The organism is Serratia sp. 25CWL12 (assembly GCF_055790885.1).
Window position 1 is genome coordinate 1,599,198 of record NZ_CM147698.1, and the last position, 17,454, is coordinate 1,616,651.

Genomic DNA, 17,454 nt, shown 5'->3' on the forward strand with positions numbered 1-17,454 from the left:
CATCTTATTGGTTAGACAATAATTTGGTTATTTTGCAACAACGTTTCCAGATCAGTATGGACATTAGCCAACGTAATGGCATTGGTAAAGGCGTTCGCATTGCCTGAACCATCGCGATCAATACTGATCACCGTGTTATCGCCGATGTTCTCCACTTTCAGGTACTTAAGAATACCTTGGGAAGAGTAGTCCAATTCCATCTTGCCATCATCCTGGAAGAAAGAGATTGGGCCGTTGTAGTCCAGCAGATCACTCAGGTCAATCAGGTCCGCATCACCGTCAGTCACCACGTTACCCACATGGAAGCCATGGATAGTATCGCTGCCATTACCGCCGGTGCCGTCAGTTTCCATCCCTGCCAAGACCTTATACATCAACGTATCGTTACCACCGTTAATCAGGTAGAACGCATCGTTGCCGCCGCGGCCTTCAAACAGGTTGTTAGCCGAGCTATCGGTAAAGGTATCGCCCTGGCTAGAGCCAATCAAGCCTTCGATACTGATCAACTTATCAGAGCCTTGGCCTGTTGCCGAGCCATTCTTACCCGTACCCTCCCAGAGTACAGCGGTGATAGCGCTTGCTGAACCGCTGTAATCAACGATATCCATCCCCGCTGTCTCACTCCAGACTGCCTTACCACTGACAATCTGATTCCAGCCACCACTCCCGTTGTAGGTATCGTCACCCGCTGAAGCAAAGAAGGTATCGTTATAGCCGGTCCCGACAATGCCCGTTGCGGTGGTATTGGTGGCAGCAGTGTCACTTTCCGCCGTCAGTACATACGCATCGTGTGATTTACCGGTGGTTAAGCCACCCCAGTTCTCATTAACCGTGCTATTGGTGTAACCGCCTTGGCTACTTACCGCGCCAACATGGTCAGTCTGGCCATTGGTAATACGCAACAACTGCACCGAGTAAACTTCATTCGGATCCAACCCGAAGAAGCTCACCAGACCCATACTGTTGCTCGAGCCAGAGGACTGCGGGTTAATCAACTGCGTGGCCACCAACTCACCCTTCGAGTTATACAGCTTGACGGTATTGCTGTAGAAGGTATTGATGCCTTGGCCGTCAACAATACGGATCTGCAGGCTGGTACCATCAGCGGCAATGTTGGTGTTTTTCACCAGCAAGGTCGGTGCGGCATTATCACTCGACACCACTGCGCCATCTGCACCTGAACGATACAGCACCAGGTCCATTGATCCATCCCAGTCATAATCCAGGGCGACTGCACCCGTCAGATTACTGTAGGTGGTTGCGGTCAACTTCACTGGCGCAGTATTCCACCAGGTATTAGTCCCCTGGTTCAGATAAAGTTGCGGACTAGCAGTAACACCTGAGCGTGGAACTTCAACGATATCCATCTTACCATCGTGGTTCCAGTCAACGGCCATTGAGATCCCGCCATCAAGGCTATCGCCAAACCATAATGCATCAACATCCTGCGTTAACAGATTCCCTTTACCATCGTTCAGGTAGATACGGCTTTCATCACTGTTATTCCCGCCTTTAGAACCACGGCTCAGGAACAGATCCAACCAACCATCACCGTTGTAATCGCCATAGGTCATGGAAATGGCTCTATCACCGGCATCTTCATGGCCGTCATTGCGGAATACATTGGAATAAATATCTACCTTACCAAAATTGGTCTTATTGGTAGCTGTGGTCTGGTTATACAAGACAGCAAGACCGCGCCCAAGGTTACCTCCGTTCGACGTAAGTGTGTTGAAGTCGACATGGCCAGTAATATCAATGGTACCGTTATTATCGATATCCACCGCCCCAAGTTCGTGCATAAAGCTCAAGCCAGCAGGCAGCGCGCCACCTGGGTGACCATTTGGACCATCTGGGCTCAGTACACCATTTTCGTTCTTAAGGAACGAAATAGAGTCTGCTTCCGAGTCAGCCAACACAAAGTCCAGATAGCCATCACCGTGACGGTCATAGGCTATCACCCCCCCTAAGTGGTTAAGGGTGCCTTGGTCTACTGATTTCGCCGTGTAACTGCCATCAGCATTCTGCATCCAGTAGGCAGTACGTCCACCGTTACCATAAGAGCTGACCTGTGACATCACATCAGTCAAACCATCTCGGTTAATATCCGCAAAGGTCGCCGAGTTAATAAAGCGGCCATAACTTCCCTCGGTTACATCGCTTGGTTGTGCCAGGTACTTGGAGTTGTAATCCTCCAGGTTTTGCATATTGTAGACTCGCCCAGAGTTGGCGGTACCTGTGCCCGTTGCAGCACGCGCACTCTGGAAGAATGACCACAAGCCATTTGTCCCAATGGTCACTGCTGCCGCATTCACGCCAAGGCCTTCCCCATCGGTCGTCCCCCCCCACTTCTGCACGATCAGCGTATTACCATCACCCTCAGTGACCCCGATACTGGTGGAGGCACTTAACGAAGAACGGTTACCAGCCTCATCCCACACCATAAAGGCCAGATTATGCGCGCCGGCTGGTAGTGTGCTGCTGATTGACCAGCTACCGTCAGCATTGGCTCTAGCAAAGCCGATAATCTGATCCAGCCCTTCCTGGTAGGTCCCATTACCGTTGACATCACTCACCAGTGAAACAATCGCCCCTGCTTCAACCTTACCGTACTTGGCTTCGTTGAAGGTGTAGGTGGTGGTGCTGTTAACAATTTGCGGCACATCAGGCGCACCAAGGATCGCATTCGGTGCCTCCAGATCAATCACAACCTGATAATTGCTCTTGAAATTGACGTTAGTGCCCAGGTTACCTGCAGAATCAATCACCCGCAGTTGGTAGTTAAACGTGGTGCTCTGAGTGACCGCAGCCAACTGATAGTTCCAGTCAGTCCCAGTTTGAGACAACAGCGTGGTCCAGTTACTCCCATTATCAAAGGAGATCTGCAGATACTGGTTGCTCTGCAGCGCAGCACTCAAGGCCCCCTTGATGGTCACCGTACGGTCACGGGTGACCATATCGGTGTTAATCTCTGTCGCACTGTGGCTGAACAGATCGCCTGTTTTCAAACCGCTAGAAGTATCGGTAGTAATAATTGCGCTGGTGGTCATACCATTCAGGTTCGGTGCCACGGTGCTCACTGTCAGCGCATGCGCATCGGTGTCACCAATATTACCTGCCTTATCAACCACACGCGCCTGGATGGTATAGTCCTTTGAAGTCAACGGCTTGCTTTGCAGATCCACCGTCCAACTGCTGGCGGTCGTGCTGCTCGCTTTGGTCCAGGTTTCACCGCCATCCACACTCACTTCGACCCACTCGTCTGCCAGCAGGGCCTTGTTCAGTGTACCGTTAATCAACAACGTGGTATCGCTGGTGTTGAAGTCGGTATTGCTGATACCCAAGTCATCACTGATTGACGTGATGCTGATAGCCGCATCAGAAATCGTCGCATCAATGGTGATGGTTTCAGTACCACTCGGCGCACTCTCCAGACCTGCATCGTTGGTCCCGGTCACTTTGAAGTTGTAAGTACCGTCTGCCAATGCTGGGTTTGGTGTAAAGCTCCAACTACCACCAGGGCCTGCGGTAGTGGTACCGACCTTAGTACTACCGTTATAGATGGTAATCGTATCGCCTTCAGCCACCGAAGAGGTCCCGCTCAATGTCGGCGTATTGTCCTTGGTCAGACTGTTGTTGGCCAACTCCATACGGGTAGTGCCGGTATCATCAATAATACTGTCGATAACCGGAGCGCCTGGGGTCAATGACATAATAACGTCATAGCTGGTGCTCGGCTTGGCGCTATTACCTACCTTGTCAGTCTCTTCCACGGTCAACGTGTTTTTACCGTCATACAGTGAGCCCGTAGCGGTCAAACTCCACTGGCCATTGCTGCCTACAGTGGTGGTGCCCAGTACTTTGGTATTACCATCGCCATCGGTGGTGTATACCGTGATGGTATTACCCTCTTCTGCACCGGTACCGTTAACCAACGGATTGCGATCATCCAACACGTTACCCTTACTGACCGGGCCGGTTATCAAGCCATACTGATCGACGACCTCAGTGATCGCTACCTTGCTCACATCCGGTGGTGTGAAGTCCAGCGTCAGGGTAAAGGTTGTCGATGGCAAACTGACGTTACCGGCCCCATCGGTTGCCTTGACGTAAAAATCATGCGTGCCTTCATTCAGGCTATTGGTTGGCTTGAACGTCCAGACACCGCTGTCATTGGTTTTCGCTGAGCCTAACAGGCCGGTTTGGTCATACACCATCACCACACTGTTGGCTTCCGCACGACCTGTCAGGACCGGGTAGGGATCATCTGTGGCACTGCCACTGGTCATGCCTTGCGGTTGTGGCGCACCCACATTGTCTGCGGCCGAGTCGATAAACGGCGCGCCTGGTGCCACCGTATCGACGGTAAACACCCAGGTACCGCTGGTGCTGACATTCCCTGCCGGATCTTTGGCGCTGGCCCTAAAGGTATGCTCACCCTGGCCCATATCCTCATTTGGCGTAAAGCGCCATTCACCGTTGCTTTCGGCAGTGGTACTGCCCAGAATGCCGCTTTCATCGCTGACGGTGACCACACTGCCCGCCTTCGCGGTACCAATGAGGGTCGGACGCGAATCATTCGTCACCCCGTTCTGGGCTATCAGCTCCACCTTATCGACTGGGTTATTATCTTCCAGACCGGTCAGTAGTACCTTCGTTAGATCCACATCCACTTTGAAGATCAGGTGTTGCCCTTCATCGCTGGTGTTACCGGCCTTGTCGGTCACGGTCGTGGTCAGGTCATGTTGACCATTACCCAATGGGTCGCTCGGCTTAAAGCTCCAGTTCCCTTGAGCATCCACCGGCGCGCTACCGATTTCCTTATTGTTATCATAGACATGGACCACACTGCCCGGTTCAGCCTTACCACTGATGACTGGCGCGCTGTCGTCGGTAGTTTTGTTAGCAAGGATATCGCCTTGCTCGTCACCCATCTTATCTTCCACCTTCAAATTGGTGGCCGGTGCTGGTGCCTGCGTATCGACAACAATATTGAAGATACCGGTTGGGTCACTGGTGACACCGACACTGTTGGTCACCGTCGCTGTCAGGTCATGTTTACCCTCACCCAGTGCAGGCTGTGGCGTAAAGCTCCACTTACCGTCGTCGTCTACCTTGGCCGTACCGAGTTCATTCTTACCGTCGTAAACCGTCACCGTGCCGCCTGGCAACGCAGTCCCGTTCAGGGTCGGGGTGTTGTCATTGGTGACATCCCCTGGCTGCAATGCCACCGTTTCTGCTCCTGGCCCCTCATTATCGATGACCGTACCCAGCACCGGTGGTGCCGGTGGGACTGTACTGACGGTAATACTGTAAGCCGGTGACTTCTCCGTGGTATTACCCACCGCATCGCGCTCTGTTGCGGTCAACACCACCACACCATCCACAAGCGGCAGGTTCGGCTGCATCGACCAGGAGAGATCGGTCTTCACAACCGCCGAGCCAATAATTTCGTTGCCACGGTATACCGTAATGATATTACCCGCTTCCGCACCGGTCCCACTGATGGTTGGACGTCTGTCGTCAGTGGTGTCACCTGAGGCCACGTTACCGGTCAGGCCACCCGCTTGGTCGTCCACACCGGTGATTGCCACTTTGCTGGCATCCGGCGCGCTGAAGTCCAGCGTCAGGGTAAAGGTTGTCGATGGCAAACTGACGTTACCGGCCCCATCGGTTGCCTTGACGTAAAAATCATGCGTGCCTTCATTCAGGCTACTGATTGGCTTGAACGTCCAGACACCGCTGTCACTGGTTTTCGCTGAACCTAACAGACCGGTTTGGTCATACACCATCACCACACTGTTGGCTTCCGCACGACCTGTCAGGACCGGGTAGGGATCATCTGTGGCACTGCCGCTGAGCATGCCTTGCGGTTGTGGCGCACCCACATTGTCTGCTGCCGAGTCGATAAACGGCGCGCCTGGTGCCACCGTATCGACGGTAAACACCCAGGTACCGCTGGTGCTGACATTCCCTGCCGGATCTTTGGCGCTGGCCCTAAAGGTATGCTCACCCTGGCCCATATCCTCATTTGGCGTAAAGCGCCATTCACCGTTGCTTTCGGCAGTGGTACTGCCCAGAATGCCGCTTTCATCGCTGACTGTAACCACACTGCCCGCCTTCGCGGTACCAATGAGGGTCGGACGCGAATCATTCGTCACCCCGTTCTGGGCTATCAGCTCCACCTTATCGACTGGGTTATTATCTTCCAGACCGGTCAGTAGTACCTTCGTTAGATCCACATCCACTTTGAAGATCAGGTGTTGCCCTTCATCGCTGGTGTTACCGGCCTTGTCGGTCACGGTCGTGGTCAGGTCATGTTGACCATTACCCAATGGGTCGCTCGGCTTAAAGCTCCAGTTCCCTTGAGCATCCACCGGCGCGCTACCGATTTCCTTATCGTTATCATAGATATGGACCACACTGCCCGGTTCAGCCTTACCACTGATGACTGGCGCGCTGTCGTCGGTAGTTTTGTTAGCAAGGATATCGCCTTGCTCGTCACCCATCTTATCTTCTACCTTCAAATTGGTGGCCGGTGCTGGTGCCTGCGTATCGACAACAATATTGAAGACACCGGTTGGGTCACTGGTGACACCGACACTGTTGGTCACCGTCGCTGTCAGGTCATGTTTACCCTCACCCAGTGCAGGCTGTGGCGTAAAGCTCCACTTACCGTCGTCGTCTACCTTGGCCGTACCGAGTTCATTCTTACCGTCGTAAACCGTCACCGTGCCGCCTGGCAACGCAGTCCCGTTCAGGGTCGGGGTGTTGTCATTGGTGACATCCCCTGGCTGCAATGCCACCGTTTCTGCTCCTGGCCCCTCATTATCGATGACCGTACCCAGCACCGGTGGTGCCGGTGGGACTGTACTGACGGTAATACTGTAAGCCGGTGACTTCTCCGTGGTATTACCCACCGCATCGCGCTCTGTTGCGGTCAACACCACCACACCATCCGCAAGCGGCAGGTTCGGCTGCATCGACCAGGAGAGATCACTCTTCACAACCGTCGAGCCAATAATTTCGTTGCCACGGTATACCGTAATGATATTCCCCGCTTCCGCACCGGTCCCACTGATGGTTGGACGTCTGTCGTCAGTGGTGTCACCTGAGTCCACATTACCGGTCAAGCCACCCACCTGGTCATCCACCCCGGTGATCGCCACTTTGCTGGCATCCGGCGCGCTGAAGTCCAGCGTCAGGGTAAAGACTGCGGATTGTTGGCTGACGTTACCCGCCTTGTCCACCGCCTTGACGTAAAAGTCATGCGCGCCTTCATTCAGGCTACTGATTGGCTTGAACGTCCAGACACCGCTGTCACTGGTTTTCGCTGAGCCTAACAGGCCGGTTTGGTCATACACCATCACCACACTGTTGGCTTCCGCACGACCTGTCAGGACCGGGTAAGGATCATCTGTGGCACTGCCGCTGAGCATGCCTTGCGGTTGTGGCGCACCCACATTGTCTGCGGCCGAGTCGATAAACGGCGCGTTCGGCGCCACCGTGTCGACGGTAAACACCCAGGTACCGCTGGTGCTGACATTCCCTGCCGGATCTTTGGCGCTGGCCCTAAAGGTATGCTCACCCTGGCCCATATCCTCATTTGGCGTAAAGCGCCATTCACCGTTGCTTTCGGCAGTGGTACTGCCCAGAATGCCGCTTTCATCGCTGACGGTGACCACACTGCCCGCCTTCGCGGTACCAATGAGGGTCGGACGCGAATCATTCGTCACCCCGTTCTGGGCTATCAGCTCCACCTTATCGACCGGGTTATTGCCCTGGTTATCTTCCAGACCGGTCAGTAGTACCTTCGTTAGATCCACATCCACCTTGAAGATCAGGTGTTGCCCTTCATCGCTGGTGTTACCGGCCTTGTCGGTCACGGTCGTGGTCAGGTCATGTTGACCATTACCCAATGGGTCGCTCGGCTTAAAGCTCCAGTTCCCTTGGTCATCCACCGGCGCGCTACCGATTTCCTTATCGTTATCATAGATATGGACCACACTGCCCGGTTCAGCCTTACCACTGATGACTGGCGCGCTGTCGTCGGTAGTTTTGTTAGCAAGGATATCGCCTTGCTCGTCACCCATCTTATCTTCCACCTTCAAATTGGTGGCCGGTGCTGGTGCCTGCGTATCGACAACAATATTGAAGACACCGGTTGGGTCACTGGTGACACCGACACTGTTGGTCACCGTCGCTGTCAGGTCATGTTTACCTTCACCCAGTGCAGGCTGTGGCGTAAAGCTCCACTTACCGTCGTCGTCTACCTTGGCCGTACCGAGTTCATTCTTACCGTCGTAAACCGTCACCGTGCCGCCTGGCAACGCAGTCCCGTTCAGGGTCGGGGTGTTGTCATTGGTGACATCCCCTGGCTGCAATGCCACCGTTTCTGCTCCTGGCCCCTCATTATCGATGACCGTACCCAGCACCGGTGGTGCCGGTGGGACTGTACTGACGGTAATACTGTAAGCCGGTGACTTATCGGTGGTATTACCCACCGCATCGCGCTCTGTTGCGGTCAACACCACCACACCATCCGCAAGCGGCAGGTTCGGCTGCATCGACCAGGAGAGATCACTCTTCACAACCGCCGAGCCAATAATTTCGTTGCCACGGTATACCGTAATGATATTCCCCGCTTCCGCACCGGTCCCACTGATGGTTGGACGTCTGTCGTCAGTGGTGTCACCTGAGTCCACATTACCGGTCAAGCCACCCACCTGGTCGTCCACCCCGGTGATCGCCACTTTGCTGGCATCCGGCGCGCTGAAGTCCAGCGTCAGGGTAAAGGTTGTCGATTGTTGGCTGACGTTACCGGCCCCATCGGTTGCCTTGACGTAAAAGTCATGCGTGCCTTCATTCAGGCTATTGGTTGGCTTGAACGTCCAGACACCGCTGTCATTGGTTTTCGCTGAGCCTAACAGGCCGGTTTGGTCATACACCATCACCACACTGTTGGCTTCCGCACGACCTGTCAGGACCGGGTAAGGATCATCTGTGGCACTGCCGCTGAGCATGCCTTGCGGTTGTGGCGCACCCACATTGTCTGCGGCCGAGTCGATAAACGGCGCGTTCGGCGCCACCGTGTCGACGGTAAACACCCAGGTACCGCTGGTGCTGACATTCCCTGCCGGATCTTTGGCGCTGGCCCTAAAGGTATGCTCACCCTGGCCCATATCCTCATTTGGCGTAAAGCGCCATTCACCGTTGCTTTCGGCAGTGGTACTGCCCAGAATGCCGCTTTCATCGCTGACGGTGACCACACTGCCCGCCTTCGCGGTACCAATGAGGGTCGGACGCGAATCATTCGTCACCCCGTTCTGGGCTATCAGCTCCACCTTATCGACCGGGTTATTGCCCTGGTTATCTTCCAGACCGGTCAGTAGTACCTTCGTTAGATCCACATCCACCTTGAAGATCAGGTGTTGCCCTTCATCGCTGGTGTTACCGGCCTTGTCGGTCACGGTCGTGGTCAGGTCATGTTGACCATTACCCAATGGGTCGCTCGGCTTAAAGCTCCAGTTCCCTTGGTCATCCACCGGCGCGCTACCGATTTCCTTATCGTTATCATAGATATGGACCACACTGCCCGGTTCAGCCTTACCACTGATGACTGGCGCGCTGTCGTCGGTAGTTTTGTTAGCAAGGATATCGCCTTGCTCGTCACCCATCTTATCTTCCACCTTCAAATTGGTGGCCGGTGCTGGTGCCTGCGTATCGACAACAATATTGAAGACACCGGTTGGGTCACTGGTGACACCGACACTGTTGGTCACCGTCGCTGTCAGGTCATGTTTACCCTCACCCAGTGCAGGCTGTGGCGTAAAGCTCCACTTACCGTCGTCGTCTACCTTGGCCGTACCGAGTTCATTCTTACCGTCGTAAACCGTCACCGTGCCGCCTGGCAACGCAGTCCCGTTCAGGGTCGGGGTGTTGTCATTGGTGACATCCCCTGGCTGCAATGCCACCGTTTCTGCTCCTGGCCCCTCATTATCGATGACCGTACCCAGCACCGGTGGTGCCGGTGGGACTGTACTGACGGTAATACTGTAAGCCGGTGACTTATCGGTGGTATTACCCACCGCATCGCGCTCTGTTGCGGTCAACACAGCCACACCATCCACAAGCGGCAGGTTCGGCTGCATCGACCAGGAGAGATCGGTCTTCACAACCGCCGAGCCAATAATTTCGTTGCCACGGTATACCGTAATGATGTTACCCGCTTCCGCACCGGTCCCACTGATGGTTGGACGTCTGTCGTCAGTGGTGCCACCCGAGTTCACCGGGCCGGTATCGCGACCCACCTGATCGTCCACACCGGTGATCGCCACTTTGCTGGCATCGGGTGCTGAATAGTCAGTGGTCAGATTAAAGACGTCGGATGGTTCGCTGGTGTTACCCGCCTCATCCGTCGCCGTGGTGGTGATCTTGTGTTCACCTTCCACCAATGGGGTGGTTGGGGTAAATGACCAGGCACCCTTGTCGTCGGCAGCAGCCGAGCCCAACAGTTTTCCATCATCATAGATATTGATGATGCTATTTGGCTCTGTCGTTCCCTTGAAGGTTGGGTTGGCATCGTCAGTGGCATCGCCGCTGGTCAATGGACCACGGTTATCACCGACGTCATCAATGGCGCTACCAATCACCGGCTGTTCTGGCGCGGTGGTATCTACCTTCAGCTCAAAGGCGGGAGAGGTCACGGTCTTACCGGCGGCATCTTCTGCCGTCACGGTCAGGCTGTGGTTACCTTCCTTCAGGTCGGTCTCTGGCGTAAAGCTCCAGCTACCATCTTGCTTGACGGTGGTGGTGCCCAGCACATCATCCCCATCCTTGACGGTGATAACACTGCCTGGCTTGCCGCTGCCGTTCAGTTCTGGGCGTGCATCGTCGGTGACTTGACCGGGTTGCAGGTTACCGGTTACAGACCCTACGTTGTCATTGACTGAGCCCAGTTGTACCACTACCGGTGAATCATCCACCTCAAATTTGATATCCGGGCTTGGCTCACTCACGTTGCCCGCCGGATCAGTCACGGTGGTGTTCAGCTTGTGCTCGCCGTTATCCAGCGGCTCAGTCGGGGTAAAGCTCCACGTGCCGTCATCTTCAATCTTGGCGGTACCGATTTCCTTACCGTTGTCGTAGATGGTGACTGTACCGCCGGGTTCGCCGGTACCGTTCAGGTTTGGTGAGCGGTCATCGGTGGTATCCCCCGGGTTCACTTCACCGGTCTTCTCACCCACGTTGTCGGTGATAACGATATCGCCAGCCGGATTAGGGACGGTGGTGTCGACCACAATATCAAAACTGCCGCTTGGCGCGCTGACGTTACCTGCTGCATCCGTTGAGGTGATGGTCAGGGTATGGTTGCCATCTTTCAGTTCAGCGCCTGCTGCTGGCGTAAAGCTCCACTCACCCTTGCCGTCTGCCGTGGTTGAACCGATCAGTTCACCTTTATCGTAGACCTTGACCAGGCTATTCGCCTCGGCACTACCTTTCAGGGTTGGGGTGTTGTCGTTGGTGACATCCCCTTTCTGCAGAGCGCCAGCTTTCGGTTCAACATCATCCAGCACGCTGGTAATGGCTGGTTCTGACGGTATGGTGATGTCAAGATTGATGTCATAAGACGGTGTGCTTGGGGTGGTCTTGTTACCCGCCGCATCGACCGCCACGATGGTCAGTTGGTTGTTACCTTCCAGCAGTGGGGTGGTTGGCGTCAGTGACCAGGTGCCATTATCGAGTACCTTGGTGCTGCCAATCGGGTGATTGCCGGTCGCATCAGTGGTGTAGACAATGATGATATCGCCCTTGGTACCAATACCACTGATCACAGGCTGGCTGTCATCGGTGCTGTTTCCTGATGCAACGTTACCTGTCTCATTGCCCACGCGGTCTTCCACACCGGTGATCTCCAGGAAGCCTGGCCCAATTGGCGATGCAGAATAGTCGGTAGTCAGATTAAAGACGTCGGATGGTTCACTGGTGTTACCCGCTTTATCCGTCGCGGTGGTGGTGATCTTGTGCTCACCTTCCACCAATGGGGTGGTTGGGGTAAACGACCAGGCACCATCGTCGTTGGCTTCAACTGAACCCAACAGTTTGCCATCATCATAGATATTGATGATGCTATTTGCCTCAGCCGTCCCTTTGAAGGTTGGGTTGGCATCGTCAGTAACACTGCCGCTGGTCAATGGACCACGGATATCACCCACATCATCAATGGCATTACCAATCACCGGCTGTTCTGGCGCGGTGGTATCTACCTTCAGTTCAAAGGCGGGAGAGGTTACGGTCTTACCGGCGGCATCTTCTGCCGTCACGGTCAGGCTGTGGTTACCCTCGCTCAGATCGGTTTCTGGCGTAAAGCTCCAGCTACCATCTTTCTTGACGATAGTGGTACCCAGCACATCATCCCCATCCTTGACGGTGATGACACTGCCTGGCTTGCCGCTGCCGTTCAGTTCTGGACGCGCATCGTCGGTGACCTGACCTGGTTGCAGGTTACCGGTCACTGACCCTACGTTGTCATTGACTGAGCCCAGTTGTACCAGCACCGGGGTATCATCCACCGCAATCTTGATATCCGGGCTTGGCTCACTCACGTTGCCCGCCGGGTCAGTCACCGTGGTATTAAGGGTGTGGTCGCCATTATCCAGCGGCTCACTCGGTGTAAAAGTCCATTTACCTTCATCATCGATCTTGGCAGTACCGATTTCTTCACCGTTATCATAAATAGTGACCGTGCCGCCGGGTTCGCCGGTACCGTTCAGGTTTGGTGAACGGTCATCGGTGGTATCCCCCGGTTTCACTTCACCGGTCTTCTCACCCACGTTGTCGGTGATAACGATATCGCCAGCCGGATTAGGTACGGTGGTGTCAACATTAATACCGAAGCTGCCGCTTGGTGCGCTGACATTACCTGCGATATCCGTTGCGGTGGTGGTCAGATTATGGTTGCCATCTTTCAGGGCCACATCGGGGGTAAAGGTCCACTCACCCTTGCCGTTGGCCGTGGTTGAACCGATCAGTTCACCGTTATCGTAGATCTTGACCAGGCTGTTGGCTGTTGCACTCCCACTCAGGGTTGGGGTGGTGTCGTTGGTGACTTCGCCCTTCTGCAATGGACCCACGTGTGGCTCTGCGTTGTCCACCACACTGCCGATAGACGGTTCAGTAGATACCGGGATGTACAGCGTAACGTCATAGCTCGGAGAGGAGAAATTACTGCGGTTGCCTGCAGGATCCTGAGCAATAATCACCAGTTGGTTGCTGCCTTCTAACAATGGCAGTTCTGGTGACATGCTCCAGGTATTATTGTCTTGCACGACTGCGCTACCAATCAGATGCTGACCAGCAGCATCGGTGGTGTAGACAAATACCGTATCACCCGCAGTACCAATACCGCTAATCAACGGTTGGCTGTCATCAGTCACTGCGCCATTGGCCACTGGGCCTTGACTGCCACCCACGCGATCTTCGACGGAAGTAATCGCCAAATGGGCAGGGTCATCTAACGGAGACGTGGTATCCACAGTAAAGTTCAACGGCTCGGATGGCTTACTTTCGTTACCCGCCGGATCGGTTGCCGTGGTGGTAATACTGTGATTGGTTTCGTCGAGTGGTGTCTCAGGCGTAAAGCTCCATTTGCCGTTATCCCCAACTACCGTTGAACCAATCTTTTCACCGTTATCATAGATATTGATAATATCGCCAGGTTGGCCGCCACCGCTGAATTTAGGTTGAGTATCATCGGTTGTACCGCCATTCTTGATTGGGCCGGTGATAGCACCCACGTCATCCTGGGCATTCGACACATCAGGTTGCCCTGGTGCTGTGGTATCAACCACAATCACAATAGGATCAGAAGGTGTGCTGGCATTACCCGCCGGGTCAACTTCACTGACTGTCAGGCTATGGTTGCCTTCAGCCAGGGGCTCTTCAACCTGATAGCTCCATTCACCTTGACCATTAACAACCGTTGAGCCAATCGGCTGACCATTGTCACTAATAATAATGACATCACCAGGTTGCCCCACGCCTTTCAGTTCAGGTTGGGTATCATCCGTGGTGCTGCCACTGGTCAATGGGCCGGTCAGGGCACCGACGTCATCGATAACGCTCCCAATAGCAGGCTTAGAAGGGGCTTGTGTATCGACGTTAAATTCCCAACCGCCGCTCTGCTTACTCTCATTACCCACAGGGTCGGTTTCAGAAACAGTGATGTTGTGATTTCCGTCAGTCAGCGGTGTCTCTGGCTGGAAAGACCAACGACCATCTTCATTGACGACGGTCTCGCCAATCACATTACCGTTGTCATAAATAGTCACTTTGTCGCCCGGCTCGCCGCTACCAGTCAGAACAGGACGTGGATCATCCGTGGAATCACCCGGTTTTATTTCACCGACAACGTTCCCCGTTTTGTCCATGACATGCTGCATACCAGGGACATCCGGCGGTGTGGTATCAACCGTGAAGTTCAGAGGATCAGAAGGCGAGCTGACATTACCAGACGGATCAGTCTCGGTGATCACCATTTGGTGCGTGCCGTCACCCATCCCCTGGTCTGGCGTAAATGTCCAGTTGCCATTGCCATCAATGACCACGCTGCCAATGGCGCTACCGTTGTCATACACGGTGATGATGTTACCAGCGACACCTGTACCACTTAAGGTAGGATGAGATTCATCTGTCTGGCCGCCGTTTTTAATTTGGCCCTGAATAGAACCCGTATGGTCAAGTGCACCGCCAATCGCCGGTTTTGCCGGAGGGGTCGGTTCAGGGTCATTATTATCATCTTTACTACGGTTATGATAGGCAACCGCGGCCCCAGCGCCGATCGCTGTCGCTGCCGCCAGCCAACCCAAAAGACCAAACAACGCATCATGATTATCATCAGAAGCGACAAAAATGCCTTCACCACTGCCTTGAGATGGACCGCCTAATGCGACAGGCGATGACTGACCATCAGTAAAGAGATAGCCGTGTTCATAGCCTTCCCCGGACAAGGGAACATAGGCATACAGCTGGCCATCTTCAGCCATTCCCAGTAACACCGGGTTGTTGGCTTCACCATTAAAGTAGTCTTCAATAATAATACTGGCTTGTGTGTCCCCTTCCTGGATCACGTGCAACGCCTTGCCGACACGAACTAAAGTCACGTTCTCGGGAGCAAAATCGTTGCCTAGATTCTTTAAGACGTATTTATTACCGTGAATTAATTTAACTTTAACTGCATTGTTGGCATTCGCGGTTAATAAACGGGTTTTCCCTTCGCTATTGTTAACAGCCAAAACTATTGTTTTTTCCATAACTTCCTAACTCCATTTGATATTTTAATGATGTTCTAACCTTACTCCGTGATGGTTCTCTGGCATCCCTTGGTGGAAACAGATATCACACGCTACGTGGAGAACTGGTCAAAATGTAGACATCGGACTAATAAAATAACTATCATTGTCGCTGATGAGGGTATCACAAGAGAATAAGAATATTCTGAATAATTCAGGGGCTGCTGATCTTCTGTGGTGAATGATTAGGCTGCATGATGGATGGAGACATTACTTTCTCAACTGCGCTGGGTGCCATGCCGAGAATTTTATCTATTCGTTCAGTTTTATGGTTACCCCGGCTTTAGTCTAAATTACGTGTTAATTCAATAGGTGTTAAATGCAGGCTGTTGTTTTGCTGCATCAGTTCCAAAGACCAATCGACGAAACAGCGTATTCGTGCGGACAAATGCTTTTTGCTCGGGTAAATAATATGAATAGGGCGAGGCTTGAAGTGCCATTCAGGTAATACTGGCACCAGTAAGCCGTTGCGCACATAAGATTCGACAGCAAAGGGGGCAGCAGGGCAGATACCTGCGCCCGCCATACAGGCAGTGAGCGCGACGTTGGGATCATCAAATAGCATAGTATCCGGTTCCGGGAGAGTGGCTTGATGCACTCCCTGAGCCAGTTGCCAAACAAAGCGCTCTCCTTCACGGGAGCCAAACCAACTGAGGCGTGGCTGGCAGATAAGATCTTCAGGTGCTCGAATGGGTTTTTCAGACTTCAAAAAAGCCGGCGCTGCGTACAAGCCGAGATAAACATCGGCCACATGCCTGGCGATCATGGATGAATTTTCCAGCTTCCCACCTCTGATGGCACAATCGATTCCCTCTTCAAGCAAATGGCTGATGCGGTCACTACTCCCGAAACGCAGGGTAATATTGGGATACATCTTCTGAAATTTATGGAGATGGGGGGCAATCACCCAGCGCGCAATCGAGGCAAGGGCGTCGACACGGAGATTGCCTTCTGGAACCCGAGTGGTGCCTTTCAGGCTATCCTCCAGTGCGTCGATTTCCCTGAGAATATGACGACATTGCTCAAGATAGGCCCGGCCATCCTCTGTCAGATTCAGAACCCGTGTCGTTCGATGCAGCAGCCTGACGCCTAACGCTGATTCTAAATCAGCAACCCGTTGCGATACCCGCGCTTTGGGCAAATTCAGCATGGCGGCGGCTCGCGTAAAGTTCCCCGAGTCCACCACGGTAATGAAAGTCGCCATCGCTGTCAGCTTGTCCATTGTTCGCAAATCCTGAACAGTAAGTTAAATTTATTGGTTATTCTATTTGAAATGCATCCCAATTAAAATCGACGGCATCCAACCTTGCTTTTACATCTATGGAGTCAAAACCATGTTCAAGTGCGACCCGTTATCAGGAACCTGTGTTTTACCGGAGACACAAACAGAAAGTGTGCCTGCTATGCTGCAAGAGCAATCTGAGGTGAAGGTGCGTTATATTGGTGACCCTATGTGCTCCTGGTGCTGGGGTATTGCGCCAACACTCAAGCAATTGGCCGCATATTGCGCCCAAAATAGACTTGATTTTACCGTCACTGTGGGCGGGTTGCGTGCTGGGGGTGGTGATGAGTGGAATACCACTTTCAAAACATTTTTACGCCACGAATGGGAGCAAATTCAACGTACTACCGGTCAGCCTTTCGGGTTTAGTTTGTTGGAAAGAAGCGACTTCAATTATGACACTGAACCCGCTTGCAGAGCTGTGGTTACCGCATCGAACCTGCTTTTAAACCAACCGGATCGGTACAATACCGTTCTGACATTTTTCTCTGACATCCAGCAAAAATTTTATGTTGATGGCTTTGATCCAAAAGAGGTCGAGTTTTACGCCGACCTTTGCCAGAAGGTGGGTATCAGATATGAAGATTTTCGGTCAGAATTTCTTTCTTCACAGGCTATTCAAGCGACGTTGCAACAGTTCGCACTGACTCGCCGTTGGGGGGTACGCGGGTTCCCGAGTATTCTACTGGAACAAAACGGTGAAACCAGTCTGCTTGCCTCCGGTTACATTAGCTATGACGCCCTGATTACGCGGCTGGAAGAGGAACTACAAGGCCCCTCGAATGAGAGACCATCTAGATGAGGATAGACTTTCCCTCTCCC

Annotated in this window: 3 protein-coding genes; 1 reads left to right on the forward strand and 2 read right to left on the reverse strand. The window is 53.4% G+C overall.

The features are described 5' to 3' along the window. Window positions 1-11: 11 nt before the first annotated feature. Both ACX9GV_RS07095 and ACX9GV_RS07100 read right to left on the reverse strand, forming a co-directional pair. Window positions 12-15,311 (reverse strand): Ig-like domain-containing protein, encoded by a 15,300-nt coding sequence (locus tag ACX9GV_RS07095; protein WP_473197547.1) that lies wholly within the window; start codon window positions 15,309-15,311, stop codon window positions 12-14. Between the two features lie 322 nt (window positions 15,312-15,633). Continuing rightward, window positions 15,634-16,572 carry a LysR substrate-binding domain-containing protein gene (locus ACX9GV_RS07100; protein ID WP_473197548.1) on the reverse strand — a complete coding sequence of 313 codons (939 nt, stop codon included), beginning with the start codon at window positions 16,570-16,572 and terminating at the stop codon, window positions 15,634-15,636. 112 nt (window positions 16,573-16,684) lie between these two features. Here ACX9GV_RS07100 and ACX9GV_RS07105 point away from each other — a divergent pair, with 112 nt between their 5' ends. Continuing rightward, a complete protein-coding gene (locus ACX9GV_RS07105) occupies window positions 16,685-17,434 on the forward strand; it encodes a DsbA family protein (RefSeq protein ID WP_473197549.1) in 750 nt (249 codons plus the stop codon). The last annotated feature ends 20 nt before the right edge of the window (window positions 17,435-17,454 follow it).